Annotated in this window: 22 protein-coding genes, 1 tRNA gene and 1 pseudogene; 14 read left to right on the top strand and 10 right to left on the bottom strand. The window is 37.5% G+C overall.

Annotated elements, in window-relative coordinates:
* Positions 1–6 precede the first annotated feature (6 nt).
* Complete coding sequence (gene carA, locus AC4CUY_RS15055; RefSeq protein WP_490774344.1) at positions 7–1146, bottom strand: glutamine-hydrolyzing carbamoyl-phosphate synthase small subunit; 1140 nt, start codon at positions 1144–1146, stop codon at positions 7–9.
* 319 nt (positions 1147–1465) lie between these two features.
* Here carA and AC4CUY_RS15050 point away from each other — a divergent pair, with 319 nt between their 5' ends.
* Positions 1466–1930, top strand: a complete 465-nt coding sequence (locus AC4CUY_RS15050) for a hypothetical protein (protein ID WP_419820170.1) — start codon at positions 1466–1468, stop codon at positions 1928–1930.
* A 115-nt stretch (positions 1931–2045) separates the two neighbouring features.
* Here the strand turns inward: AC4CUY_RS15050 and AC4CUY_RS15045 are convergent, their stop codons facing one another.
* Both AC4CUY_RS15045 and yhbY read right to left on the bottom strand, forming a co-directional pair.
* Entirely contained in the window at positions 2046–2585 is a 540-nt protein-coding gene (locus AC4CUY_RS15045; protein WP_336951809.1) for a DOMON-like domain-containing protein, read from the bottom strand.
* Between the two features lie 11 nt (positions 2586–2596).
* Positions 2597–2920, bottom strand: coding sequence for a ribosome assembly RNA-binding protein YhbY (yhbY, locus tag AC4CUY_RS15040; protein ID WP_490774343.1), 324 nt, complete (start codon positions 2918–2920; stop codon positions 2597–2599).
* A 199-nt stretch (positions 2921–3119) separates the two neighbouring features.
* Between yhbY and rlmE the strand changes: the two genes are divergently transcribed.
* The 5 genes from rlmE to AC4CUY_RS15015 all read left to right on the top strand — a co-directional run bounded on the left by rlmE (position 3120) and on the right by AC4CUY_RS15015 (position 8016).
* Positions 3120–3770 carry a 23S rRNA (uridine(2552)-2'-O)-methyltransferase RlmE gene (rlmE, locus tag AC4CUY_RS15035; RefSeq protein ID WP_004717323.1) on the top strand — a complete coding sequence of 217 codons (651 nt, stop codon included), beginning with the start codon at positions 3120–3122 and terminating at the stop codon, positions 3768–3770.
* Positions 3771–3949: 179 nt separating this feature from the next.
* On the top strand, positions 3950–5839 hold the full coding sequence (gene ftsH, locus AC4CUY_RS15030; RefSeq protein ID WP_336951808.1) for an ATP-dependent zinc metalloprotease FtsH: 1890 nt from the start codon (positions 3950–3952) through the stop codon (positions 5837–5839).
* Positions 5840–5966: 127 nt separating this feature from the next.
* Complete coding sequence (folP, locus tag AC4CUY_RS15025) at positions 5967–6821, top strand: dihydropteroate synthase (protein WP_490774342.1); 855 nt, start codon at positions 5967–5969, stop codon at positions 6819–6821.
* A gap of 158 nt (positions 6822–6979) precedes the next feature.
* On the top strand, positions 6980–7294 hold the full coding sequence (locus AC4CUY_RS15020; RefSeq protein WP_336951806.1) for a DUF5713 family protein: 315 nt from the start codon (positions 6980–6982) through the stop codon (positions 7292–7294).
* Positions 7295–7939: 645 nt separating this feature from the next.
* A tRNA-Met gene (locus AC4CUY_RS15015) sits at positions 7940–8016 on the top strand.
* Positions 8017–8143: 127 nt separating this feature from the next.
* Here the strand turns inward: AC4CUY_RS15015 and AC4CUY_RS15010 are convergent.
* The 3 genes from AC4CUY_RS15010 to AC4CUY_RS15000 form a co-directional block, all read right to left on the bottom strand.
* Positions 8144–9187, bottom strand: coding sequence for a hypothetical protein (locus AC4CUY_RS15010; protein ID WP_336951804.1), 1044 nt, complete (start codon positions 9185–9187; stop codon positions 8144–8146).
* A gap of 5 nt (positions 9188–9192) precedes the next feature.
* Positions 9193–10818: an NAD+ synthase gene (locus tag AC4CUY_RS15005; RefSeq protein ID WP_336951802.1), complete on the bottom strand. Its 1626-nt coding sequence runs from the start codon at positions 10816–10818 to the stop codon at positions 9193–9195.
* A gap of 384 nt (positions 10819–11202) precedes the next feature.
* Positions 11203–11712 carry a hypothetical protein gene (locus AC4CUY_RS15000; protein ID WP_336951801.1) on the bottom strand — a complete coding sequence of 170 codons (510 nt, stop codon included), beginning with the start codon at positions 11710–11712 and terminating at the stop codon, positions 11203–11205.
* Between the two features lie 731 nt (positions 11713–12443).
* On the opposite strand from AC4CUY_RS15000, the gene AC4CUY_RS14995 reads away from it, so the two are divergent.
* The 4 genes from AC4CUY_RS14995 to AC4CUY_RS14980 all read left to right on the top strand — a co-directional run bounded on the left by AC4CUY_RS14995 (position 12444) and on the right by AC4CUY_RS14980 (position 17410).
* Positions 12444–13400 (top strand): metal-dependent hydrolase, encoded by a 957-nt coding sequence (locus tag AC4CUY_RS14995; RefSeq protein WP_336951800.1) that lies wholly within the window; start codon positions 12444–12446, stop codon positions 13398–13400.
* A 375-nt stretch (positions 13401–13775) separates the two neighbouring features.
* Positions 13776–14729, top strand: a complete 954-nt coding sequence (locus AC4CUY_RS14990) for a metal-dependent hydrolase (protein WP_419327152.1) — start codon at positions 13776–13778, stop codon at positions 14727–14729.
* A gap of 27 nt (positions 14730–14756) precedes the next feature.
* Positions 14757–15602 (top strand): SDR family NAD(P)-dependent oxidoreductase, encoded by an 846-nt coding sequence (locus AC4CUY_RS14985; RefSeq protein ID WP_490774341.1) that lies wholly within the window; start codon positions 14757–14759, stop codon positions 15600–15602.
* 281 nt (positions 15603–15883) lie between these two features.
* Positions 15884–17410, top strand: coding sequence for a flavin-containing monooxygenase (locus AC4CUY_RS14980; RefSeq protein WP_419327199.1), 1527 nt, complete (start codon positions 15884–15886; stop codon positions 17408–17410).
* Positions 17411–17448: 38 nt separating this feature from the next.
* On the opposite strand, the gene AC4CUY_RS14975 is transcribed toward AC4CUY_RS14980, so the two are convergent.
* Entirely contained in the window at positions 17449–18138 is a 690-nt protein-coding gene (locus AC4CUY_RS14975) for a DUF2306 domain-containing protein (RefSeq protein ID WP_419327153.1), read from the bottom strand.
* A gap of 206 nt (positions 18139–18344) precedes the next feature.
* Between AC4CUY_RS14975 and AC4CUY_RS14970 the strand changes: the two genes are divergently transcribed.
* Together AC4CUY_RS14970 and AC4CUY_RS14965 are read left to right on the top strand one after the other, a co-directional pair.
* Positions 18345–19013 (top strand): YARHG domain-containing protein, encoded by a 669-nt coding sequence (locus AC4CUY_RS14970; RefSeq protein WP_239045192.1) that lies wholly within the window; start codon positions 18345–18347, stop codon positions 19011–19013.
* 36 nt (positions 19014–19049) lie between these two features.
* Positions 19050–19700 (top strand): hypothetical protein, encoded by a 651-nt coding sequence (locus AC4CUY_RS14965; protein ID WP_336951795.1) that lies wholly within the window; start codon positions 19050–19052, stop codon positions 19698–19700.
* A gap of 323 nt (positions 19701–20023) precedes the next feature.
* On the opposite strand, the gene AC4CUY_RS14960 is transcribed toward AC4CUY_RS14965, so the two are convergent.
* Both AC4CUY_RS14960 and AC4CUY_RS14955 read right to left on the bottom strand, forming a co-directional pair.
* Complete coding sequence (locus AC4CUY_RS14960; protein ID WP_419359415.1) at positions 20024–21826, bottom strand: aminopeptidase P family protein; 1803 nt, start codon at positions 21824–21826, stop codon at positions 20024–20026.
* Entirely contained in the window at positions 21823–23391 is a 1569-nt protein-coding gene (locus tag AC4CUY_RS14955; protein ID WP_490774340.1) for a peptide MFS transporter, read from the bottom strand. Before AC4CUY_RS14955 ends, AC4CUY_RS14960 begins: the two co-directional genes overlap by 4 nt.
* A gap of 131 nt (positions 23392–23522) precedes the next feature.
* Between AC4CUY_RS14955 and AC4CUY_RS14950 the strand changes: the two genes are divergently transcribed.
* Both AC4CUY_RS14950 and AC4CUY_RS14945 read left to right on the top strand, forming a co-directional pair.
* Positions 23523–23927 (top strand): transposase family protein, encoded by a 405-nt coding sequence (locus AC4CUY_RS14950; RefSeq protein ID WP_490773745.1) that lies wholly within the window; start codon positions 23523–23525, stop codon positions 23925–23927.
* 37 nt (positions 23928–23964) lie between these two features.
* A pseudogene (locus tag AC4CUY_RS14945) lies at positions 23965–24357 on the top strand (transposase family protein); the annotation flags it as partial.
* 243 nt (positions 24358–24600) lie between these two features.
* Here AC4CUY_RS14945 and gltA read toward each other — a convergent pair.
* Positions 24601–25875, bottom strand: a complete 1275-nt coding sequence (gltA, locus tag AC4CUY_RS14940) for a citrate synthase (protein WP_309285271.1) — start codon at positions 25873–25875, stop codon at positions 24601–24603.
* Positions 25876–26476: the final 601 nt, after the last annotated feature.

Here is a 26476-nt window from a genome sequence, read left to right as displayed (position 1 = left end):
CCTTAATTACTTCTTAGATGCTTCAATAAGTTTGATGAAATGATCGAACAATGGGGCACAGTCATGTGGACCAGGGCTTGCTTCAGGGTGACCTTGAAAGCTAAACGCAGGTTTATCTGTACGATGAATACCTTGTAAGGTTTGATCGAACAAAGATTTATGCGTAGCTTTGAGGTTTGCAGGTAAGGTTTCTGCATCTACTGCAAAGCCATGGTTTTGAGAAGTAATCATCACTGTACCATTTTCAAGATTCTGTACAGGATGGTTTGCACCGTGGTGACCATGTGGCATTTTCACCGTTCTAGCGCCAGAAGCTAAAGCTAGAATTTGATGACCCAAACAAATACCGAAAACTGGTAGGTTTGTAGTTTCAACAATGGTTTTTACTGCCGCAATTGCATAATCACATGCTGCTGGATCGCCAGGTCCATTTGACAAAAATACGCCATCTGGATTTAACGCCAATACTTTTTCAGCAGGTGTTTGTGCAGGAACAACAGTTAATTTACACCCACGGTCGGCAAGCATACGTAAGATGTTGGTTTTGACACCGTAATCGTATGCAACAACATGAAACTTTGTTTCAGGTTGAGAAAAGCCTTGGCCCAGTGTCCATGAGCCTTCGGTCCATTCAAAACCTTGTGGGTCACAACATTCTTTCGCAAGGTCTAAACCATCTAGACCACCAAAGGCACGTGCTTTTGCAATAGCTTCTTCTTCAGTAATATTATCGCCGGCAAGAATGCATCCGTTTTGTGCGCCTTTGTCACGTAAAATACGTGTCAATTTACGAGTATCAATATCTGCAATGGCAACGACATTATGTTGTTGTAAATATTCGCCAAGAGACTGAGTAGCTCGGAAATTGCTGTGTAATAACGGTAGGTCACGAATGATTAAACCATTCGCCCAAACTTTATGAATTCGACCTGATTCAGCGTCTTCTTCATTACAACCAGTATTACCGATATGAGGATAAGTTAAAGTTACAAGTTGCTGTGCATAACTAGGGTCGGTCAAAATTTCTTGATAACCAGTCATGGCAGTGTTAAAAACGACTTCACCAGTCGTACTTCCCGTAGCGCCGATCGATGTACCTTTAAAAACAGTACCGTCAGCAAGGGCTAAAATGGCGGGGGTGCTCAAACCATAGCTCCTGAACTAAAACCACAAAAATAGGGCTGTAAAAAAGCGAGTAGACGAAAAAAAAGGAAGGCTTACTAAATCCTACCCTCCTCTTGTCTGCTCGCTTGTAACTTAACAGCGCATTATACGCATGAGCCCCTCGAAAGTCTATTTTATTTCGAGGGATAATCTAAGATAAATACCTTGCTATTTATCATTAATTCTGCTTTTAAAGTGAAATATTTGAAATTGTAAGTATTTAATTATTGTTAGACAAATCAAAATCTAAAATTTATCTTTTCAATGTATCTTATTGACTCACATTCCAGGGGGAATCAATATGACAATATCTAAAGAAAGTGTTACAGAGAAAGTAACCAAAGACACCACAGCTTTGAAAGAAGTTGTAACTGAAACTACAGAGAACTTAGAGAAGTTAGGTAAAGAAGCGCAGCAGAAAGTTGCTGAAGCTGTTACCGAAACTAAAACTAAGCTTGAAGCAGAGTCAGAGCAATTAACTGAGCAAGTTCAAGATCAAGTACAAAACTTTAAACAAGATTTGGTGCAACGTCTTGATGTGATCAAATCACAATTTTCCACTTCACAAAAAGATTTGGCTGAATTGGCTGATTTCTTAAAATCAGAATTAAGCATTTTAGTGAAAGAGTTAACTGAAGTTGGTAAAGAAATTCGTGAAGACGTTTCACAAATTTCGAGCAAACATAAAGTTCAGTTAACTGAAACTTTAAAGCGTTCTAAAGATCACACTTTAGAAGTTTGGAATAAAGTAACGACAAAACAATGAGATATATAAGGCTTATGTTTTAAGGAAAGCTATTTTTTAAGAAAAATGGCAATAAAAAAGTGAGGCAACTAGCCTCACTTTTTTTATTTTCAAGCTCAGTTTACATAAGTGTAGTCTAAAATGTATGTAACCAATCACGTTTATTGTGAAAGTCGGCCTGTTGGCCACTGTGTTGCATGGCAAAGAAATGTTGACCTTGCGTGGTATTTAAAACAGCGCTTAAACCCAAAAATAAGTCTGACCATTTTAATTTATTGGCAAGCATAAACTCGCTAAGATCTATGCTGACATTTAATCCATAATGTGTGCGCTTTAACTGATTTAATTCAATGTCATAAGCAGCGACTGGTGGCATATTTTCAGGATAACGATATTCTTCAAATTGATAAGCTTGCCAAGCTTGAGAAGGGGATAGATTAATTTCACGATAATAATCTTCGCCTTGCACACCTATAAAAATCTCAAAACAGGTATTTTCCCAAAGCAAATCCTGACGCGGATTTGCTGTAACCAGTTCAGGATAAATTATGAATTGATTGGGATCTCTTAACCAATAACCGACATTGAGCGTATACGGGCTAATTTGTTCAATCGCACCAACTAGGGAGATACTTTGAAAACGACGATCAAATGCATTCAGTTCGAAACTTGCCATGAAAATAAATCTTAATTTGAAAGATGAGCGTGGCGAACTAAATTAGACAATTTTGGATTTTGTTTCGCAGCTTTTTTATAAAGCAATGCAATTTTACCAATTGTTTGAACAACTTCAGCACCAGTAACATTTGCAATTTTAGTAATCGTTGCAGCACGTGCTTCGCGGTCTTCACCAGTAACCTTGACTTTAATTAACTCGTGATCATTTAAAGCACGATTTAATTCTTCAACGACACTTTCAGTCAAGCCTTTATCGCCAAGCATTACAACAGGATTTAACGCATGGCCGATTTGACGTAAACGTTTACGTTCTTGGATAGATAGAGCCGCCATATAAAGATAACCTAATTTTAGAAACGACTTAGTATAACAAAAGCCATATCACTACGCTGTAAATTCTGTAGAAATAATCGATGAAGCTTATTCAAAAAAACATATCAATATCTGTCGATTTAAATCAATATGAATACTGCAATGAGATTTTTTTTCACGTACAATCAGAAGTTAGTTATCGGTTTAGATCAAGAGAGTTATGGCTACACGCATTACCAACCAGAAGTTATCCAAAAGTAGTCGTGCGTGGATGAGAGAGCATTTAGATGACCCTTTTGTGAAAAAAGCACAAAAAGAAGGTTACCGAGCTCGCGCTGCATATAAACTTCTTGAAATTCAAGAAAAACACAAAATGATTAAACCAGGTATGACCGTGGTTGACTTGGGTGCTGCGCCAGGAAGTTGGTCGCAAATCGCTGGTAAACTAGTTGGTGATAAAGGTTTAGTGATTGCTTCAGATATTTTGGAAATGGATGCTTTGCCTGATGTTACCTTCTTACAAGGTGATTTTAGAGAAGAAGAAGTTTTCGAAAAATTGTTAAATATTTTAAATGGACGCACTGTAGACGTTGTAATTTCAGATATGGCCCCCAATACATCAGGTAATAGGGCTGTAGATCAACCTCGCCAGATTTACTTGTGTGAACTTGCGTTAGATTTTGCCAACAAGGTTCTTGGACCAAAAGGGCAGTTTTTAGTTAAAGTTTTCCAAGGAACTGGTTTTGATGAGTTCCGAAAGCAAGTCGTGGATAGTTTTGATGTGTTAAAAACAGCAAAACCAGCTGCTTCACGTGCACGTTCAAAAGAAGTTTTTTTAATTGGACAGGGCCGTAAAAAAGTTTCGCAATAGGTGGTGGTTTTAAGGTATGTTCATTCTTCGTAATGAATTGCCAACAAATACTTGCCAAGTTGTTAAAAATTGTGCATTTTGTACCTTTTTAACCTTTATTGCGAAATTCATTACTCGCTTTTTGTTACGATCAAGCAAGATTGAGCCTGATCAAAATAGTTATATATGGGAATAAAGCTTTGAGCGATTACTTCAAAAATGCCGTATTGTGGCTGGTCATACTGGGTGTGCTGATCTTAATTTTCAGCAATCTCAGTGACCGCAGTAAGCCTTCTGCGATGAATTATTCAGAATTCGTCACAGCGGTGAATGCTGGTCAAATTAGTAAAGTCACAATTGATGGTGAAAGAATAAGCGGCGAAAAAAAGAACGGTTCGAACTTTGAAAGTATTCGCCCAGCAGTTCAAGATCCTGAATTGATGCCTACACTCATCAAAAATAACGTTGTTGTTGAAGGTACTGCACCTCAGCGTCAAGGTTTATTGATGCAACTTCTCATCGCAAGCTTTCCTGTGCTTTTAATTATTTTATTGTTCATGTTCTTTATGCGTAACATGGGTGGTGGTGCAGGTGGTAAAAATGGACCAATGAGTTTTGGTAAATCTAAAGCGAAAATGCTTTCAGAAGACCAAATCAAAGTGACCTTTACCGATGTTGCTGGTTGTGATGAAGCAAAACAAGAAGTTGTAGAAATCGTTGATTTCTTGAAAGACCCCGCAAAATTCAAACGCTTAGGGGCAACAATTCCTAAAGGCGTATTGATGGTTGGTCCTCCAGGTACAGGTAAAACTTTACTTGCAAAAGCGATTGCTGGTGAAGCCAAAGTTCCATTCTTTAGTATTTCAGGTTCTGACTTCGTTGAAATGTTCGTTGGTGTTGGTGCATCTCGTGTGCGTGACATGTTCGAACAGGCGAAACGCCATGCACCATGTATCATCTTTATTGATGAGATTGATGCAGTCGGTCGTCATCGTGGTTCAGGTACAGGTGGTGGTCATGATGAACGTGAACAAACACTAAACCAAATGCTTGTTGAAATGGATGGTTTTGAAGGTAATGAAGGAATTATCGTCATTGCGGCAACAAACCGTGCGGATGTACTAGATAAAGCATTACTTCGTCCGGGGCGTTTCGACCGTCAAGTGATGGTGGGGCTGCCAGATATTAAAGGTCGTGAACAGATCTTGGCAGTGCATTTAAAGAAACTTCCTTCGGTAACTGGTGTTGATCTTAAGGTATTGGCACGTGGTACACCTGGTTTCTCTGGTGCGCAATTGGCGAATCTTGTCAATGAAGCTGCATTATTTGCTGCTCGTCGTAACAAGAACACCGTCGATATGCATGACTTTGAAGATGCAAAAGATAAGATCTACATGGGTCCTGAGCGTAAGTCGATGGTGATCCGTGAAGAGGAACGTCGTGCAACTGCTTATCATGAAGCAGGTCATGCCATTGTTGCAGAAATTCTTCCAGGGACTGACCCTGTGCATAAAGTAACAATTATGCCACGTGGTTGGGCTTTGGGTGTAACTTGGCAATTGCCAGAACATGATCAAACCAGCCATTACAAGTCTAAGATGTTGAATGAACTTTCAATCTTATTTGGTGGTCGTATTGCAGAAGAAGTTTTCATTGATCAAATGTCAACGGGTGCGTCTAACGACTTTGAACGTGCAACCAAAATGGCACGCGCAATGGTGACCAAGTACGGTATGTCAGACAAAATGGGCGTGATGGTCTATGAAGATGAAAACCAAAATGGTTTCTTCGGAAATGTCGGTAGCCGTACAATTTCTGAAGCAACGCAACAGCAAGTTGACCAAGAAGTACGTCGTATCCTAGATGAACAGTATCGTGTTGCGCGTGATATCCTTGAAAATAACAAAGATATTGCTCATGCAATGGTAAAAGCTTTGATGGAATGGGAAACGATTGATCGTGATCAGATCCGTGACATCATGGAAGGTCGTCCTCCTCAGCCACCTAAGGTTTATGTTGCGGAAAATCCAGTGCTTGATGTAACACCTACAGATGGTCCATCAACGCCACCACCATTGCCAGCGACCTGATCAGTCAGTAAATAAACAAGAGCCTCAATCGAGGCTCTTTTTTTATACAAAAAAATTCACAGATAAAAATCACTGTGTTATTGATTTGAATTGTTAAACTAGCCTGAATTGAATACGGAGAATTGACATGCAACTGATGCCACTACCTAAGCAAATTTTGAAATGTGGGCGTTTGAGTCTGGATTTATCGCAAGCACATGTCATGGGCATACTGAATGTCACTCCAGATTCATTTAGCGATGGTGGGAAACATGATCAAAAAGATCAAGCTGTTGCTTATGCCAAGCAAATGATTGCTGACGGTGCGACAGTAATTGATGTTGGAGGGGAATCTACACGTCCTGGTGCCTCTTCAGTTGAGATTGCTGAAGAAATACGTCGTGTCGTTCCTGTGGTTGCTGAATTAGCTAAATTGGATGTCATTATTTCAATAGATACCTCACAACCAGAAGTGATTTGTGAGGCGGTTAAGGCTGGTGCGCATATTTGGAATGATGTCCGTGCCTTAACTCGTCCACATGCCTTAGAGACTGCTGCAGAGCTCAATATCCCTGTGATTATTATGCATATGCGAGGCGAGCCAACCACAATGAATCATCTTAATCAGTATGAAAATGTTACTCTAGAGGTAATTGCTGAATTACAGCAACGAGTAGATGATGCACTACAGGCAGGAATTCACCCCAAAAATATTATGATAGATCCTGGTTTTGGTTTTGCTAAAAATGCGCAACAAAATTTAAAGCTTCTTAATGAGTTTTATCAATTGAACAAAATGGGCTATCCAATTTTATCAGCCTTATCACGTAAGCGCTTTATCGGTGAAGCTCTAGATGGTGCAGATGCAAGTCATCGTGCTGTGGGTAGTGTTGCTGCACACTTGCTCAGCATTCAACAGGGCGCGTGTATGGTGCGTGCACATGATGTAAAAGCGATGTCGGATGCAATTAAAGTATGGCAAGCCATGCGCTCTGCAATTTAATGATGAATAGTCAATAGCCCCTGATATTGTTTGATCTTTTTTAAAATTTAGATTATCTACATCTGAAGAATTAATCAGTTAAATTGCTCAATCAATTTGGTGAATTGTATGGTTTGTGTTATATAAGCGCGTGAATTGCTGTTTTATTTTAGGTTGCAATGTTTAACGATCTACTTCTCCCAATGTTCGATGATGAATATTATCCAGATATTCTAGTTGCTGAGGTTAAGCAACTTATTGAAAATTTTGCTAAAAAAGTGGCAAAAACCAGCTTTAGTGATGCAGAAATTTATTCTATGGCAAAACTGACTGTGATTGAAATTAATGAAATGAAGCCACAGTTTGAGGATCTTGATTCTTCTTTGGATGGTACTGCGGCTGATTATATTGCTGAGGCAATGATGATGGTGGTACAAGACCAAGGGTATCTCGATATTGAAATGGAAGAACTTGTTGCAAATAGAGAGTGGTAAGCCACTCTCTTTTTTTGCTATGGATTTTTAGAGACAAACAAGTACAGTCAATCAGTCAAAAACTCAGATACAAAAATATAGTTTTTCTTAATTAATATTTTAAATTAAATCAATTGCATAGAGAATGATTTTTTTGATTATAAAAAGTGTGCAATGCCACACCTTACATTCAAAGTTTAAATACCTTTATGTAGGCGATGCCTCACTTTTAGTAGTAGATGCCAAACATTGCGCTGTAAGCACAGCTATGCTTTGTTTTTGCTCATGTTGGGCGAGGGGTACTCCTGTACCTCCGCTCAACGGAGATGTCCATATCGCCTCACGATAGGATCATCATCTATGATTCAAAGTACAAAATGAATCGATAACCAATAGTTTATAAAAGTTTATACAAAAATATAAGCTTCATTTATGCTTAATGACTTGAAGCAAATCATTTGTATGAATAATTAGGTGGTTTGACTATAGAATGGCAAGCTTAATTCCTTACTTATATATGCTACTTATTAAGCTGTTTTTTCGATAAAAACATAAATATGTATTAAATTTAAACATTTAAATATCAATTGCTTAAAGTATGAGCATTGGTGTGTTTGAATGCTTGACGTAGGGTAGATAAGTTTAGATAATGCGCACACAGTTTATGGCTATGTAGCTCAGTTGGTTAGAGCACCGCACTCATAATGCGGGGGTCACAGGTTCAAGTCCCGTCATAGCCACCATTTTTATAGACCATGCTCACTGCATGGTCTCTTTTTTTGCATCATCAAAAGATTAGTAGATACAGATAAAAATTATCATCGTGCTATGAATATTTAGAATACTGAAAAAATCCAGTTGAATGTTTGATTAAGCTTTTTCTGCTAAATAATTTTCTATAAATCTTTGTGTTTGCGTGTCAAGGTAGAATGGCGCAATCAAGGATTGAATAATCTCATCCAATAAGCCATGTTGGTCCAAAGCACCTAGTGTATGCGGAATAAAGCGATCTGCTTCGATAAATAAATCGTTTTGATCTAAGCCAACTGAGTGTAGTAATTCTTGTAAGCTATATTCCCCAAAGTATTCATAAAATGCTTCGACAACATTTAAAATGACCTGTTGCATATATTCTGTTTGACGTAATTCTTTCCAAGTTTCATAGACAAGAATAAAGAATTCTTCAAAATCAATGGATTGAAGTTGAGAGAAAGCCTCTTTTAATGTGCGTTGCTTAACTTCATTCCAAACATGTGTAGCAATATCTGCTAGGTCTTCATTAGGCAGTAGAATGATATTGCTGAGTTGGCTACGGATAGCAGTTGCAAGTTGCTGTTCTAACTTAAGCTCAATATTGTGTTGCTGATCTTGAATAAAGCTGATGACTTTAGCGCCAATGCGGTTATGTTTAACTGTATATTGACGTAGCTGATTGAGCCAAGGGGTATTGTTTTCTAAAATCTGATTGGCAAGCTGTAGGCTAACTTGTTGAATTTGGGGGTTGTGTTGTAAGTTTTCTTGAATATAGTCCCTTAATTGTTCTAATTCTAATATTTTAAACAGCCACAGTTCAAAAGATTCATCTGAGAGTAGATCATTGAAAATGGTTTGGCTATGAATGGCATATTGATGAATTTTTTGAGCGACGACACCAATAAATTCAAGAATGTCAGAGCCTAAATTCAATTCAAAAGCATATTTTTGCACTACAGACTGCAGTTGCTCAAGTTGAATCACATTTTTTAAAAGAATTTTGTCTGCATTCTGATAGGTTTGAGAAATAAAATTTTGAATAAATTGCGGATTTTTTTGATCTAAGAGTTGTTTTTTTATAAAGCGAACTTGCTCAAGCAAGAGTGCTTGAGCAAGTTCCTGAGCAAAGCTCGAAGGTGGTGGTGAATTATTCACATTCACGAGGCTTATACACCTGCTTTCCAGCCATTCACAATCGGATAACGGCGTTCACGGCTAAATGCACGTGAGCTGATACGCGGTCCAATTGAACCTTGACGACGTTTGTATTCATTACGGTCAACAAGCTGAATGACTTTTTCCACGATTGCACGTTCAAAACCTTTGGCAATGATGTCTTCTTGGCTTTGTTCTTCCTCAATATATGCATATAGAATGGCATCAAGTACATCATAAGCAGGTAAAGAGTCTTGGTCTTTTTGATCAGGACGAAGTTCTGCTGATGGTGGACGTGAAATAACCCGTTCAGGAATCACAGGCGTTTCAGAAATACTGTTACGGTATTTAGCCAATTCAAAGACAATGGTTTTATAAACATCTTTGAGTACAGCAAAACCACCTACCATATCGCCATACAGTGTGCAGTAACCTACAGAAAGCTCAGACTTATTGCCTGTTGCAAGCACAAGGTTACCAAACTTATTGGACAAGCCCATAAGCAATGTACCACGTGCACGTGCTTGAAGATTTTCTTCAGTTGTATCCGCAGGTGAGTTACCAAAGAATGGGAACAAGGTCTGCATAAAGCTATTTACGATAGGATGAATTTCGGCAATGCCAAAAGTAACACCCATACGTTTTGCTTGTTCAGTGGCATCTTCCACACTAATTTGTGATGTGTAAGTAAAAGGCATCATCACGGCTTGAACTTTATCTGCGCCAATCGCATCAACTGCAATTGCCAAGGTTAAAGCTGAGTCGATACCGCCTGATAGTCCTAAAATCACACCAGGGAAACCAGAGCGTTGTACATAGTCGCGTGTTGCTAAAACCAAAGCTTGATAGATCTCAGCCATAGTGTTTAATGCTGGCGCAGCTTCAACCACTTGATAGGCTTTGTTTTCTATTTGGTAGTCAGCAAAGTAGAGATCTTCTTTAAAGCTTGGTGCTTGTAACGCAACTTCACCTGAATGGTTAATGACAAAACTGGTTCCGTCAAAAATAAGATCATCTTGACCACCCACTTGGTTGATATAAACCACATTGAGGTGAAGCTGTTTTGCCAATTCTTTTAACGTTTCAATACGATGTTGTGGTTTACCTACTTCATATGGGGAAGCATTCAATACTAGAACACTTTCCACATTAAGTTGAGCAAGCTGTTGAACAGTATTTAGAGACCAGACATCTTCACAAATGAGTACACCAAATTTATGACCTAGATACTCAAATACAAGATGTTGATGGCCTTCATTAAAATAACGTTTTTCATCAAAAACGCTGTAATTAGGAAGGTTTTGTTTGTTATAAACACCTAAAACTTGACCATCTTTCATCACTGCAGCAGCATTATAGCGTTGACCATCATCAGTAAGATTGGCAAAACCAAATACCATCACAATGTCTTTAACAGTAGACAGTTTTTCGAAAGCTTGTGCTGTACGCTTTGCTAGGCTTGGGCGTAAAAGCAAATCTTCGGCAGGGTAACCGATTATAGAAAGTTCAGGGAAAACAACAATTTCAGCATTCTGTTTTTTTGCATCATTGGCTTGTTCAATCATTTTCTGAACATTTGACTCAATATCACCAATGAACGGAGAGAATTGCGCGAGAGCAATTTTAAAACTTTTCATTTAAACCAAATCCTATTCCAATAGGGTAATTTATACACAAATTGTTGATTTTTAAAATGTAGTTATTCAACATAAGTATATAGATATCACAGAAATTGCCAAAGGGCGAAACTATAAAATCATTAAAAATCATCAAAAATCTTTATTTTCTTGCAAGGCAAAAATTTCAGACATTGAGTATTTTAACTAAAAAAACGTCAGAAGCTAGTGATTCATCAAGTTTATTCAGTACACCATCAATGACCTCATGAATTTAGAGTATTTCTTTTATAGAAACTAGTGATTTTTCATTATTTTTTTGGATTTTATATTGGGAAAGATCAGCTTTAAATATTTTTTGTGAAATACATCACTTTATTTGTTTGAATTAGCATCAAAAAGCAATTAAATAGAAGAGTTGCCTGAATTTTTATTCAGAATAATATTTTCAATTCGATTTAAATAAATATCTTTCGCAATATCTCCTTGTTGTTCAATATTATAATCAAAATAAGGTTTTCCTTGAATCAGAGTGTAGCGATAAGGGTTGTATTTACCAAAACTTAGATAGAGTGCGGATTGTAAAATAGCACCTTTGAGTAATACATTTTCTTGACGCTGATATTGATAAACATGGGCCATTTCATGAATAAAAACAGCTTGATAACCCAAGCTCATACAGGAAAAGTCTTCACAATAGTCTGCATCTTTTAAGTGAATATAGCCATTGGGCGCCATCAAAATCCCAACAGGCTGCCACGGTAAATAAGGATGATTCATCACCTTGACTTGGCTGTAGTCAATTAAATCTCCAAATACACTTTGGCTAATACGAATTTCGCCATCTGTCAATTTTCGATATTTGAATTGATCCAATTGGAGAAGCTGTACAAAGCGCCAAATGAAATTGAACATTGTTTAATTTTGTTCTGTTTAAAGAGTACATCATTAAGTTTAGCACTGATTCAGTTTGACCCAAAGATTAACTGTGACTCAGTAACACCATGATAAAAGAAAATGTCTGTTGTTTTTATAGGCTGAAATGAACTTTTTATTGATAAATCTTCATTTGACTGGTTTTAGTGATTCAGAGAATGTAATTGTGTGGGTGACGAAGTATCTCTTAATGATTTCACTCTTTGTAAATCACAATAAAAGGGAAGCGGGTATAGTTTAAGCAATGCGTAAATCAACAAAGTCACCTATCTGTTTCAGCATTTATAACTGTTACGCTTTATTGCAAATTGAGACATCCAAGATTTTATATAAGTGGTGATTTTGTCATATGTAGCTTTATAACAATTTAGAATTCTACAAATTAATATTCTACAGTTTAATATTCTGCCTATTCTTTTCAATTCTTTTGTTGGTTCAGCATACCTAATATTTAAATCATGATGTCAGCATGTCAAAAGTGATGATTTATCCACAAAGGTCATTATTTATCAGTAGAGGCAATCTCCTCTCTTATTTGTCAGACACTTTATTGAATAGTCATAAATTGCCAATGGATTGACCTGAAATGTCAGTGGTATTTGAATCAAGATGACTTACTTTTTCAAACATAAATATGATTTTTACTTGAAATGTGAATTTGTACTGGTTTCAGTCAAATCCTTGCTCCGTAAATAACCAATGGGTGCTATATGTTACTTGCTAAGCCTGTCAAAAAAGTGTTTGCAAAAGCTTTTCCAAGCCGATTGCCTGATTTAAAAGATCAGATTGCAAATATTCCGATTCGTCACTTCAATTTTAAATTTAGCTCGGATGAAATGGATGTTAAATTTTTTATGCAGAAAGAGTGGGCAAGTGCTTATTTTGCAGCGCTGTCAATTTTTTTGACCTATGGTGAAGAGTTAGTGATTGAAACTGCACGACATCATCGTGATCAAATACAAGATCCTGTTTTAAAACAGCGTTTGACTAGTTTGATTGGGCAAGAGGCAATTCACTCAAAAGTCCATGAAGAATACAATGAAACTATGATTCCAAATAATTTGCCAGTGCAGTTGTATCGGTTTTTAGCAGAACAGGTTTTTAATCATACTTTTTTAAAATTCCCACAACCTTTAAAGCTCTCAATGATGGCTGGGATTGAGCATTTCACAGCTGTCTTTGCTCAATATGCCATGACTCATCAAGACATCTTTAATCATTCTCTCGATGAAAAGACACGTGCTTTATGGTTATGGCATATGCTGGAAGAATCTGAGCATAAAGATATTGCTTATGATACTTATCAAGTGCTGTCTGCAAACTATCCATTACGAGTTTCGGGATTCTTTATTGCGCTGATTACTTTGGGTTTAGGCGTAGGTGCTGGCGCATTGATGTTGCCATTTTTACGACGTCCAATGAATACCTTTAGTCTAAGTTTTTGGAAAGAGGCAAAGGGCAGTTGGGATTTATTATTTAGTCGAGATAATGGTGTTTTTGGTAGCAGTTTAGGTCATATTTTTGATTATTTACGTCCAGACTTTCATCCTAATGATCATGATACAACTGAGCTTTTAGACTATTTCAAAAAAGAGTTACTTGATCCTGAAACAGGTACACTCACCCCTTATTTTGTTAAAGCGTTTACACCTGCTTTACGGGTGTAATTCTATTCAGTCTCTGCGTTCAACATTCTATTTAATATGAAAATGATGTTGTAGATCAATACTGAGCTTTTTCATCAATTTTTTGAAGGAAAAGCTTTTTTTAAAGCTGTGATTCTAACCAAGCATCTCATAAAAATTGTTTTTAAGGGACATTCTTTATCAGTGGAGGCAACTTCTCAAAGTGATTGTCTGACAATTATATAAGGTTGTCATAATTTGCAAACCGAATGAATGCATGTGCCAATGGTAATTGACAAGGCTTGTCGTAATTTTTAGCCATCAAAGTAGAGTTTTTACTCAAAAGGCGATCTGTAAGTCATCAGCATTAAGACGATGAAATGGATTGCCATATTAAATGAATAAAGAGTACCAGCTATGTTCGCAAAGCCACTTAAGAAAGCCGTAGCCAAAGTTTTTGCTGCGGCACCATTCAGTCTGGAAAATCAAACGCCGATTATTCCAATTCGACATATGAAGTTTGATTTTGATCCAGAGCAAGTAGATCACCGATTTTATATGGATGCAGAATTGGCAAGTGCATATTTTGCATCACTGTCGATTTTTTTAACCCGAGGTGAAGATCTCGTAATTGATACTGCACGTTATCATCGTGATTTCATAACCGATCCATTATTAAAGCAACGTGTTACCTCACTGATCGGTCAAGAGGCTATTCATTCAAAGATGCATGAAGAGTTAAATGATGCTTATTTAATTCGTGATTTGCCAGTGAAACTCTTTCGTACTTGGGCTGGCTGGGCATTTGAATATGGGTTTGAGCGTCTTCCACAACCAATGAAATTATCATTGATGGCAGGCATTGAGCATTTCACGGCGGTACTTGCAGAATACATGATGAATCATGAAGAAGTGTTCTTCCGTTCACAAGACGAAAAACAACGGGCAATTTGGATGTGGCATATGCTTGAAGAGTCAGAGCATAAGGATATTGCTTTCGATGTGTTTCAAGAATTATCCAATAACTATTTATTGCGTATTGCAGGATTCTTTCCCGCATTGATCACAATTTTGGTGCTGATTTCAGCTGCATCATTTTTAGTGCCTTTCTATCGCAACCCTAAGAACTTGATTAGCTTACGTTATTGGAAAGAAATTCCATATAATTTTCGCCTTATCTTTGGCTTAAAAGATGGGGTCTACGGCAGCAGCTTTAAGCATATTTTTGATTATCTGCGTCCCGATTTTCATCCAAATGATCATGACACATCTGAATTTCTGGACTATTACAAAGAGAAACTGCTGAATCCAAAGACAGGGCTTCTTACGCCATATTTGACGAAAGAGTTTTATCCTGCATTGCGTTCATAAAACCTAAAAGAGATGGATTTAAAGTTTATGGGAATTTTTTCTAAAAAAGTTAAGCCGAGCTACAGTGCTTATGCAGTTGTGACAGGCGCAGGCAGTGGCATTGGACGTAGTTTTGCAATGGAGCTTGCAAAACGCGGAGGAACAATTGTTTGTGCTGACATAAATTTGGATGCAGCCAATGAAACTGTCAGTTTGATTGAATCAGGAACGTCAGCAAAAGCATTTGCTGTGCAATGTGATGTTGGTGTGAAAGAGCAAGTAAAAGAACTTTCTGAACAAGCCGAAAAATTAATGAATCACCCTGTAAGCCTGATCATTAATAATGCGGGTGTGGGATTGGGCGGTAAGTTTGATGAAGTTTCACTGGAAGATTGGCAATGGTGTATGCATGTCAACCTCTGGGGGGTTATTCATGGTTGTCACTATTTTGTTCCTCAGTTTAAGCAACAAGGATATGGGGCTATTATCAATGTTGCTTCAGCTGCGGGTTATACAGCAGCTCCCGAAATGACCGCTTATAACGTGACCAAATCCAGTGTGCTGGCATTGTCAGAAACTCTTTCAGCAGAACTTCGCGGTGACAACATTCGAGTGAATGTGTTGTGTCCAACATTAGTGCCTACAAATATTATGAAAAATGGTCGTTTGCCTGGTCATTATGCGGGTTTAGCAGATGATTTATTGATGAATCATGCATTTACCACCAGTGATCAGGTGGTGGTTAAAACCTTAAATAATTTGGATGCAGGCAAGCTGTACACCATTCCTCAGCCAGATGCAAAACTGTTTTGGATATTAAAACGTGCATCACCCGCGTTATATGCCAAAGCGTTGGGTATTGGATATCCATTATTTAACAAATACATCAAATAAGTTGCGAGTAGATCAAAATGACAACAGAAACAACTTTAGCTAAGCTACCTGAAGAGAACAGCGTAGAGCAAAAAACAACCCAAACTACAGTTGAAGATATTAAACAGGTGACTCAACCGAATATGGCACAAGATAAGTCACTTGCAGCAAAACAGCTTAAAGAAAAAGCGTCAGTTCAGAAGCAAGCCGAGGCAAAGACTGTTACAAAGCCAGCGAAAGAAAATACCGCTAAAGCTGAAGTCCAAACTCAGTCTAAAGCTAAAAATAAAGCTGATACTCAAATAGCGTCTACCTCTGAAAAGCTTGAACAGCCCACAGAGAAAAGTGCTCCAACAACTCAGCAGAAAGATGCTGTACATGTATATGATACCATCGTGGTTGGTGCGGGTATTTCAGGGATTGCTGCTGCTTATAAAATGAATCAAGCAGGCTATAATGATTATGTGGTACTTGAAAAAGCCAGTCGTGTGGGGGGAACATGGCGCGACAATAATTATCCGGGCTGCGGTTGTGATGTACCCTCAGCACTTTATTCATTTTCTTTCTCACCAAGCCATAAATGGAGTCATTTATTTGCCAAGCAACCAGAAATTCTAAGCTATTTAGAAGAGGTGGTGGAAAAATATGACCTTGGTGAGAAAATTGAATTTAATAATGAATTAATCAGTGCCAAATGGGATGAAGCACAACATATTTGGTACTTAGAAACCTCTAAAGGTCAATATCAATCAAAGACAGTGATCTTTACGACAGGACCGATTACTGAACCTGCTTTGCCGAAATTAAAAGGAATTGAAAGTTTTAAAGGTGAAATGTTCCATTCAGCACGTTGGAATCATGATTATGATTTAACGGGTAAGCGTGTTGCAGTGATTGGTACAGGGGCTTCTGCAATTCAGTTTATCCCACAAGTACAACCTTTAGCGAAACAGCTGATCGTATTCCAGCGTACAGCACCGTGGGTACTACCCAAGGCGGATATGGAGTTAAACGAAACGGCTAAAGGGATCATTTCTCGATTCCCAATCATTCAACAAACTTGGCGTAATAGCATTGCACAGATTTTAAATGGGATTAACTTTGGATTGCGTAATCCTAAAGTATTGGAACCTGTTAATTTCCTAAGTAAGCAATTACTCAAACTACAAATTAAAGATGAAACTTTGCGTAAAGCAGTGACACCGAACTTTACTATTGGATGTAAGCGCTTATTGTTTGCAAACAATTATTATCCAGCACTACAACAAGATAATGTGAATCTGATTGCACATGGTTTGGTTGAAATTGATGGAAATACAGTGGTTGCAGCAAATGGTGAACGTCATGAAGTGGATGTGATTATTTGGGGAACAGGCTTTGAAGTTTCACATCCTCCAATTGGTAAACGAGTTTATGACAGCAATGGTCAAGTCCTTGCTGAGCGTTGGAAAAATAGTTCACCTGAAGCCTATTTGGGTGCGAGTATTGAACATGTACCGAATGCGTTCTTGGTCCTCGGTCCAAACATTCTGGTATATGATTCATTTATTGGTATTGCGGAAGCACAAGTCGGCTATATTGTTGATGGCTTGCTAAAAATGCGTGAGCAAAAATTCACTCGCTTTGAAATCAAAGCGGATGTGCTTGCACAGCATAATAAACGTTTGCAGAAACATTTAAAAACCACTGTATTTAATGCGGGTGGGTGTAAGTCTTATTATCTGGATGAAAATGGTCGTAACTTTGCAGCATGGCCATGGTCATTGCAACAATTACGTAACCAATTAAAACAACTAGATTTAAACCATTATAGTGTGAGTAAAAAATAAGTTTAGTATTCAATTGCTGTACACTTTTTATGCGAGCCCTAAATTGATTTAGGGCTTTTATTTTTTTGTCTTGTGCGACGATGTAATCCAAAAATAATGATTTCAGCTAGGATTAGATTGACCACCCAACCTAACCAAGATTCTAACTGATAGATGTGAATTGGGGTTAACCAATCAAAATAAAGTTGTAACTCATAAAGCACGATTTTCCATGTCCTTAAGCTCAGCGCTGAAAGGCTCAGTGCAAAACTACGGATCATCCAGTCACGGTGTAAAATCCAGCGCTTTTTCAATAAAAAGTATAAAGCGGATAGGGTGGTGATCGCCCAGAGTGAACTTAATAAGACAAAGCTGATTTGTGTGGATAACCCTCCAGCCGCTGAAAAAGCTAAAATTAAGCCACTGGGTAAAGACAGCCCCAAAATGGTGATGATGTAGAGCCAACCACTCCAGTGATGAATTCGGGGATAACGCGTGCGAAAGACACGGAAAAACTGTGTAAATCCAGCGATGAGTACAAAACTACTGCTGATCACATGGATTTTAAAAGCCGCCTGCCAAGGTTGAGTATTGACTACATCTTGCTTTAACAAGAGAAAATGCTGATCAGTTTGCCATGGGAAATATTGTAGACATATTGCGACCATGAGATAGCATAAATAAGCATAGATCACGAGTGAAATTAGACTCAAGCTTGAATATGCCAAGTTAGTTTTTGTTTTGCTCATCACTGCTTATAATGGAATGGTGATTGAGAAATTATAGTGGAAGATAGGTTGAAACAGCATATTTATGTTTGGGTATGGCATAGATTTTAAAATAAACCACAGAGAATCCTGATTTATTTATCTTAAAGTAGATCACAAAGCAAACAATTTAATCTAAAATCAATGTGAAAATGCATCCAATATCTTCATAACAAATAGGTATAACAATGAATAAAAGTTTAATCACACTCGTTGGATTAGGAATGATTGGTTTCCAGAATAGTTATGCACTGGATATTCAACAGTTGCAAAAATCTTGGTCTGGAAAATATGATGAGCAGAAAATTGCTGTTTTCATCCAATCTATCGATCGTAATCAGGTCAAAGGCTATAGTGTTCTTGGTAAAAATAAACAAAATTTCTCAGGGAAAGTACAGACAACTTCACAAGGCTATAAAATTACCGCAACAGAAAGTGGCGCTAAAGCAAGTAGTGGTGTGTTTACCTTTACTGTAAAACAGAATCAACCGAATGTGTTGGAGTCTAGTTGGGAATCTACAACGGCTAAGGTTAAACCAAAATATTTTGATTTAAAGCCGCAACAGTGTCGCTATCAAAAAGATGTCGGTGATTATCCAGTTGCATCACAACGTTTATTAAAAGATGAGGATCTACAAATTCCTCCTGAAGAGCTGGACTGGATGCGTAATGAAATTTATGCGCGTCATGGTTATTCATTTGCCAATAAAGAGATTGCCTCTCAATTTGCTAACGATAATTGGTATATGCCATGCAGTACTAATGTTGAAAATCAATTAACTCAGATTGAAAAGACCAATATCCAACGTATTAAAAAAATTCGCCCGTATATGGCGAAAATGGAATGGGGTCGTTAAGCACACAATCAATCACAAAATCTGAGAGTTTATCTTATGCTTCACTATCCTTCAGTTCGATTGAGTATTATGGTTTTTGTTTTAAGTTCATCTGCCCTAAGTTTTGCAGCAACACCTACAGATCAAGCAGTGATCAACAGTATAACGAACCTAAACGCTTCTCAAGCTACACCCGCCAAAGCGATAATGATTGATTATATGAAAGAGGTTCGTTTGCTGTCAGGAGAGCTGGCTTATCTCTCTGGTGTAACATTTGAAAATGCAGGACGAAATTTTTGGGGAGGCTATATATTGACGCGCCCAAAACTAAAACAATCTCGAATACTTGAGTTCGGTGGTCAAGCCAATGATTTCACAGTACATACGGTGCAATATCGAGCAAAACCAATCGATTTGATTGAAATAGAATCTGCAGGCTCGGGTCAGGGGCAAGTTTCCCAGACAACTGATTTAGTCTATTTTGATGGATGGAAAGCTAAAATTATTGTAACTGCTGAATCTTCGAGTGATCCGGGGCGTTTTAGTGAGAAGTTGGGTGAGGAAGATTGTAAAACGGGTGGGGAAATTGTTTCAAGTTTAAAGATTTTATCCGCCAGCAATGAAGTGATTAAAACTATTCAATCATCCAATGCGTGTAAAAATGCAAAAGTTACAACCAAAACGGAAAAAATTAAAATCGTACTATAAGTACCCGTGTTGATTGCAGTGCTCGGTGATTCGATTAGATGGGATTCACTTTTCCATCTCTGAAAAATGAAGCATCATCTGTGCAAAGTAATTAAACTTAAAATGTAAGGCAGGGTAGTCACAGCATTCATATCACCGTCCGATATATTCGACGGTTAATTTTATTATTGAAGATAAACGATATTTTGTTGTATGTGTTTTCCATAAACTCACTATGCTAAAAAGTGCAGAATTTTATCTTTATTATATGCATCAATGGTATATAGATTTTCAAAAAAGCGCACAGTCAAAAGGCTCTGCGCTTTTTTGATTGATATGAAGAGTTAAATAGCTTGGGTGTTTTCATTTAGCCAGTTTAAAACATCACCTTCTAAGTGAGCTGCTAATCGTTCTCTGACTGTTTGATGGTACTGATTTAACCATGCTTTTTCATCATCATTTAACAACGTTAAAATAATACAGCTTAGGTTAATTGGGCACAGTGTTAATGTTTCGAATTCTAAAAATTGGCCATAGGTGGTATCTTCAAAATGCTTAATTTTGTTGACGACAAGATTCTCAATTCGAATGCCGTACTTGCCTTGATGATATAAACCAGGTTCATTGGAAGTAATCATCCCTTCGCGCATCTTAGTGGATGGTGTGACTGGGGCATAATATGAAATCACTTGGGGACCTTCATGAACATTCAATGCATAGCCTACACCGTGACCTGTACCATGACGATAATCCAAACCATATTTCCACAGGGTTTGACGTGTGATCGAATCTAAAAGAGGTGATGCAATGCCTTTTGGGAAAACAGTTTGAGCAAGCGCAATATGACATTTTAATACAAGTGTATAATCGCGCTTTTGTTCCGCGCTTGCGGTGCCTATGGGAACAACACGGGTAATATCTGTGGTTCCTTCATCATATTGTGCGCCTGAATCAATCAAAAGCAAACCATCACCACTAATCTCGCTAAAGCTTTCTTCGGTGGCACGATAGTGGGGTAATGCGCCGTTGGCATTAAAGCCTGCAATTGTCGAGAAGCTTAATCCAATAAAACCTGCTTGTTGTGCGCGAAAGCCTGAAATTTTTTCGTCGATGGTGAGTTCATTGATCGATTCTTTATCAGCCAATGCGTTATCTAGCCAATGAAAGAAATGACATAGGGCAACACCATCTTTGGTCATTGCACTGCGTATATGGGTAATTTCAATAGGCTGTTTTTGCGATTTAAATAAGGTGCTTGGATTAATGTCATGGACTAAATGACTTTGCTGCTCAATGGCCTGTGCAGATGAAATTGAGACTTTAGCTGGATCAATTAAAATATTTTGTTGTTTAAGTTCGGCCAAAAACTCGATGCTTGCGTTATAAGATAAGATTTCAATGTTATCCAAAGCAAATCTTTGCTGCATTTCATTTGAAAGTTTTGCAACATCAATAAAAAGCACAGTTCGAGAATGGTCAATATATAAGTACGCTAAGAACACGGGGTTATATTCAACATCACGCCCCCTACAATTCAAAATCCAAGCAATATCATCGAGTGCAGAAATAAAATGCCCCGTTGCTTTTTTCTGAATAAGTTTGTGACGGATCGCTGTTATTTTTTCTAAGCGTGTTTGGGCATTTAAATCATCTGCCATTTGCCAAATGGGTTGTAGGGGCAGTGCTGGCCGTTCAGTCCAAATTTCATCAATTAAATCTAAGTCTGTTTGAATGAAGAAATTGTGTTCTATTGCAAGCGCTGATAATGCGCTGTATTGTTGAGTTGAAATGGTATTTCCATTGACAGAGATTTTTGCATCTTTGGCTAAATGTTGTGAAAGCCAAGCCAAATGTGTTGAAGCAGGATCAGGTGTCTGCTTTTGTAAAACGTAACCTGTATTTTCCAGTTGCTGTTCAGCTTGTACCCAATATCGACCATCTACCCATAAACCTGCGAAGTTTTGAGTGACTACAATTGTGCCGACTGAACCTGTAAAGCCTGTTAGCCATTGGCGTATTTTCCAATAATCAGGTAGATATTCTGACATATGTGGATCTGCACTCATGGCGATAAAAGCATCCTGCTGATATTTCTTCATAATTGTACGAAGGTTTTCTAATTTGTTGGCAGGTGACAAACTGTTCATACTTTTTCCAATTGCATATCAATAGATTTTTGAGAGGGGGTCGATGTTTGATTGAGTAATTTACGAATCGGTTTTCTCATTAACCATAGAACGAGTGCGCCAAGAAGTAAAGCGATGACACATCGCACAAATAGCAAGGGTAATTGGTCAACTTCATGGATAGAAACATGACCACCGATTAAACCTGCCATCAAGTTTCCTAAAGCAGATGCTGTAAACCAAAGCCCCATCACTTGTCCACGAATTATGGTTGGAGCAAGTTTAGTCATCGTTGAAAGACCAACAGGGCTTAAGCATAATTCACCTAGTGTTAAAAGCAGGAGGCTTGATGCGATCCATAATGCAGAAACAGTTCCACCATTTTGGGTGATCAAGTAACTGGCAATGCTCATCACGAGGAAACCACCCGCAGCGAGGAGTAAAGCAATAATAAATTTGGTGATATAGCTAGGGTCACGATTTTGTTTGCCTAATTTAACCCAAAGCCATGCGATGATCGGTGCGAAAATAATAATGAAAAGCGGGTTAATCGATTGAAACCAAACTGCGGGTATTTCAAAGCCAAAGAATTGGCGATCTGTAAAGTCTTGGGCGAAAAGATTGAAAGATGTTGGTTTTTGTTCAAATGCTGACCAGAAAAGTGCAGCGGTGATGAGTAAAATAAAACAGATGATGATTTGTTTTTTCTCAGTATTATTCAAACCAGCAAAGAGTAATAGGTAGCTGAAATATAAGGCAATACAAATACAGATTGTGATCGTGAAATATGTGGCGATTTGAATTGGATTGATGTTAACTATGCCAAGAGAAACTAGACCGATAATCAAGCCAACAACGGCAATAAAACCTATGATCATTTGGGGTGCTTTAGGATTGTAATGTACAGGACGAGCCCAGTTATTTTCATTGCCTTGCACATGATTAAATTGTTTTAATTGAGGCACAGTTATTAACTTAAAAATCAGTAAGGCGATTAACATTCCAAGGCCACCAATTCCGAACCCCCAGTGCCAACCATGTTCTTTAACCAATAAACCAGTCAATAGTGGAGCAATCAACGAACCTAGATTAATTCCCATATAAAAAATGGAAAATCCTGCATCACGCCGTGAATCTTCAGCCTGATATAAAGTGCCAACAATGACGGAAATACAGGTTTTAAATAAACCAGAACCGATCACAATCAAAACTAAACCGAAATAAAAAAAGAAATGCCCAAATAAAGCTGCCAATGCAATGGATAGATGTCCAAATGCGATGATCAGTGAACCGTACCACACAGCGCGCTCCTGACCGAGATAATTGTCAGCAACCCATCCACCCAATACGGTCATTAAATACATACTGCCTGCAAATAAGCCGACAATTGCTGATGCTGTTGGGCGATCTAAACCGAGACCGCCATCAGCAACTAAAGCCGCCATATAGAGGATTAATAAAGGGCGAATACCATAATAGGAAAAACGTTCCCAAAGCTCGGTAAAAAATAAACCTTTTAATGGTTTAGGGTGACCAAAAAAAGCTTGATCTGGATCGTGCATTTGCTTGGATAAATGTTGAGGCATCTTCAAGTCCTTTGAAAATGTATGATTAAAAATTTTTAAACAATAGACTTCCGTCATAAATCAAAAAACGTACAATTTATTTGATCTTAAATTAATCAGCAAAATTATTTAATTCAAGAGATAATCCTTGGATGAAATTCAAAGATATTCAAAAATTATCAGACGTTAAGTTTCGTAGGCTTACCGGTGTTAGTTGGGCTACATTTAACCTGATGTTGGCCGAGCTAAATAAGCATTTACCTCGTCATATTGGTAAAGGACGACCGCATAAATTACCGTTGGAAGATCGTTTGCTCTTATGTATAGAATATTGGAGAGAATATCGAACATTTTTCCATCTTGGTATGAGTTACGGTGTATCTGAAACGAGTGCAATTCGTATCATACGTGTTATTGAAGATACCTTAATCCGTTCTGGAAAATTTAACTTGCCAAAACAACTTCCTAATCGAGATGAAGTGGATTGGGAAGTTGTTGTGATTGATGCAACTGAAATATTAGTTCAACGTCCAAAAAAAACAGAAGAAATGGTATAGCGGTAAAAAAAAGCGACATACCTTTAAATTTCAGTTATCTATGCACTATACAACAGGTGAAATACTGAGTGTATGTGGAAGTCATGGAAGCATGCATGATTTTAAAATATTTAAAAAAAGCATGAGGAAATTAAAATTTAAGCCCTTTTTTATCGTTGATAAGGGGTATTTAGGGATAAAGAAATTGGGTTTTGGATGCCTCATGCCATCTAAAGCAAAGAAAACTGAAAAACTAGATTCTGAATTAAAAAAGTTAAATAGAGAGATTGGTCGTAGACGAATTCAAGTAGAGCATGTATTTGGAAGGATGAAATGTTTTAAGATTTTATCTTGTGTATATAGAAATCGTCGTAAAAGATTAAACCTGCGGTTTAATTTACTTGCTGGCATATACAATTTAGATTGGGTGAAAGATAAACAATTAAATTGATTGAAAAATGATTTATGAAGGAAGTCTAATATATAAAATAAAGTTATTTGTTGGGTATTTTTTAAAGTAGTGATTTGTAAGCTTTATAGTAAAAATATAAATTTCATTTTCTATGCTTATTATTGATATTGTTATGGCTTGATTTTAAATAAATTTTAAAATAAAAAGGTTATACCAATTGGTATAAATATATAATAAAAAACCACCCAAAAGGGTGGTTCTTCAATGTGAATGCGTAACGAATTAACGTTTGATATCGCGTTCAGTTTCGCCAGTATAAAGCTGACGAGGACGACCGATTTTGTACGGACCGCTGTGCATTTCTAACCAGTGGCTGATCCAACCAACTGTACGTGCAAGCGCGAAGATTACCGTAAACATTTCAGTTGGGATACCAATCGCTTTAAGGATGATACCTGAATAGAAGTCTACGTTCGGGTAAAGTTTACGTTCGATGAAGTACGGATCGCTTAATGCAATACGTTCAAGTTCCATTGCAAGCGCAAGTTGAGGATCATTGATACCAAGTGCACTTAACACTTCGTCACAAGTCTCTTTCATTACTTTTGCACGTGGATCGAAGTTTTTATAAACTCGGTGACCGAAGCCCATAAGTTTAACTTCTTTAGTTTTTACTTTTTCCATGAACGGCGCAACATTTTCTACAGTGCCGATTTCATCGAGCATCTTAAGAACAGCTTCGTTTGCACCACCATGCGCAGGTCCCCAAAGTGCAGCAATACCCGCAGCAATACATGCATAAGGGTTAGCACCTGTAGAACCAGCTAAACGTACTGTAGACGTTGATGCATTTTGTTCATGGTCAGCATGAAGCGTAAAGATACGATCCATTGCTTTAGCAAGAATAGGGTTAACTTTGTAGTCACGATCTGCTGGAGTAGCAAACATCATGTAAAGGAAGTTTTCAGCGTAGCTTAAATCATTACGTGGGTAAACGAATGGTTGACCAACAGTATATTTATAAGTCCAAGCCGCAAGGGTAGGAATCTTAGCAATTAAGCGAACTGCAGTAATTTCACGGTGATCAACGTTTTCAACATCAAAACCGTTGTGATAGAACGCAGATAACGCACCAACTACACCGCACATAACCGCCATAGGGTGAGCATCACGACGGAAACCATTGAAGAAACGGCTAACTTGATCGTGAACCATCGTGTGGTTGCGGACTTTGTTTTCGAAGTCTGTTTTTTGTTCAGCAGTTGGAAGCTCACCGCTTAATAATAAATAGCAAGTTTCTAAGTAAGAAGCTTGAGTTGCAAGTTGAGCAATTGGATAACCACGGTGTAAAAGAACGCCTTTATCACCATCAATGAAAGTGATTTTAGACTCGCAAGAAGCTGTCGCCATAAAACCAGGATCAAAAGTAAAGTGACCTGAAGCCAACACATCCTTAACGTCGATTACATCTGGGCCCAATGTGCCGCTGTAAATTGGTAATTCAATTTTTTTGCCATCAAGCTCTAGAACGGCTTTCTTGCCAGTTGCTGCAGACATTCAATAGATCTCCTGTCCTGGTGGATATTTTATCTAACTTGCTGAGTCATCTTGTAATGTACAAGTCAGACGGATCAAAAATTGCTATTTAGCTTAGTGAGTACTGAAATTTTGTCAATTATACTTATGGATGAAAAAATGATGTTTTCATCAGTAGTTAGTCTAACTTTAACCAGTAAGATTGATCATTAAATTTCAGAGTCGGTCAGTATAATAAGGTAAATTCTAAAGAAGGTGCAGAAAAATAATTGTGATTGCTAGACAGGAAATGGCATTTTTGACCAATATTTTGTAGCTTTTGTAAGTTGGTAAATGCATTGTTGCTGTTTTAAAACCATCTGAATTTCACGACTTACATAGCTTTTGATATTATTTTTGTGTAAAAAACATCCAAATAAGATGATGAAATATTTATTTTCATTTTAATGCTTAATTGATTAAAAAATAGTTTTTATTGAAGCTTTTAAAGTATAAAAAATAATCGAATTAGCATAAAAATAGATATTTGATTGCCTGATGAATAATCAAATATGACAAAATCTTGAATCTAAATTGTGAATTATTCACAAACTAAGTCTTTATTTCTTATTACAAAGCTTTC

This window comes from Acinetobacter sp. 778_lipA (genome assembly GCF_058242985.1).
The sequence above is the reverse complement of the archived record's forward strand: the minus strand, read 5'-3'. Positions and strand labels throughout refer to the sequence as shown.

What these genes read in the sequence shown, in the direction of transcription:
- AC4CUY_RS15050 (WP_419820170.1), top strand. Translation starts at nt 1,466, where the DNA reads ATGACAATATCTAAAGAAAGTGTTACAGAGAAAGTAACCAAAGACACC.
- AC4CUY_RS15045 (WP_336951809.1), bottom strand. Translation starts at nt 2,585, where the DNA reads ATGGCAAGTTTCGAACTGAATGCATTTGATCGTCGTTTTCAAAGTATC.
- yhbY (WP_490774343.1), bottom strand. Translation starts at nt 2,920, where the DNA reads ATGGCGGCTCTATCTATCCAAGAACGTAAACGTTTACGTCAAATCGGC.
- rlmE (WP_004717323.1), top strand. Translation starts at nt 3,120, where the DNA reads ATGGCTACACGCATTACCAACCAGAAGTTATCCAAAAGTAGTCGTGCG.
- folP (WP_490774342.1), top strand. Translation starts at nt 5,967, where the DNA reads ATGCAACTGATGCCACTACCTAAGCAAATTTTGAAATGTGGGCGTTTG.
- AC4CUY_RS15020 (WP_336951806.1), top strand. Translation starts at nt 6,980, where the DNA reads ATGTTTAACGATCTACTTCTCCCAATGTTCGATGATGAATATTATCCA.
- AC4CUY_RS15005 (WP_336951802.1), bottom strand. Translation starts at nt 10,818, where the DNA reads ATGAAAAGTTTTAAAATTGCTCTCGCGCAATTCTCTCCGTTCATTGGT.
- AC4CUY_RS15000 (WP_336951801.1), bottom strand. Translation starts at nt 11,712, where the DNA reads ATGTTCAATTTCATTTGGCGCTTTGTACAGCTTCTCCAATTGGATCAA.
- AC4CUY_RS14995 (WP_336951800.1), top strand. Translation starts at nt 12,444, where the DNA reads ATGTTACTTGCTAAGCCTGTCAAAAAAGTGTTTGCAAAAGCTTTTCCA.
- AC4CUY_RS14990 (WP_419327152.1), top strand. Translation starts at nt 13,776, where the DNA reads ATGTTCGCAAAGCCACTTAAGAAAGCCGTAGCCAAAGTTTTTGCTGCG.
- AC4CUY_RS14985 (WP_490774341.1), top strand. Translation starts at nt 14,757, where the DNA reads ATGGGAATTTTTTCTAAAAAAGTTAAGCCGAGCTACAGTGCTTATGCA.
- AC4CUY_RS14975 (WP_419327153.1), bottom strand. Translation starts at nt 18,138, where the DNA reads ATGAGCAAAACAAAAACTAACTTGGCATATTCAAGCTTGAGTCTAATT.
- AC4CUY_RS14970 (WP_239045192.1), top strand. Translation starts at nt 18,345, where the DNA reads ATGAATAAAAGTTTAATCACACTCGTTGGATTAGGAATGATTGGTTTC.
- AC4CUY_RS14965 (WP_336951795.1), top strand. Translation starts at nt 19,050, where the DNA reads ATGCTTCACTATCCTTCAGTTCGATTGAGTATTATGGTTTTTGTTTTA.
- AC4CUY_RS14960 (WP_419359415.1), bottom strand. Translation starts at nt 21,826, where the DNA reads ATGAACAGTTTGTCACCTGCCAACAAATTAGAAAACCTTCGTACAATT.
- AC4CUY_RS14955 (WP_490774340.1), bottom strand. Translation starts at nt 23,391, where the DNA reads ATGCCTCAACATTTATCCAAGCAAATGCACGATCCAGATCAAGCTTTT.
- AC4CUY_RS14950 (WP_490773745.1), top strand. Translation starts at nt 23,523, where the DNA reads ATGAAATTCAAAGATATTCAAAAATTATCAGACGTTAAGTTTCGTAGG.
- gltA (WP_309285271.1), bottom strand. Translation starts at nt 25,875, where the DNA reads ATGTCTGCAGCAACTGGCAAGAAAGCCGTTCTAGAGCTTGATGGCAAA.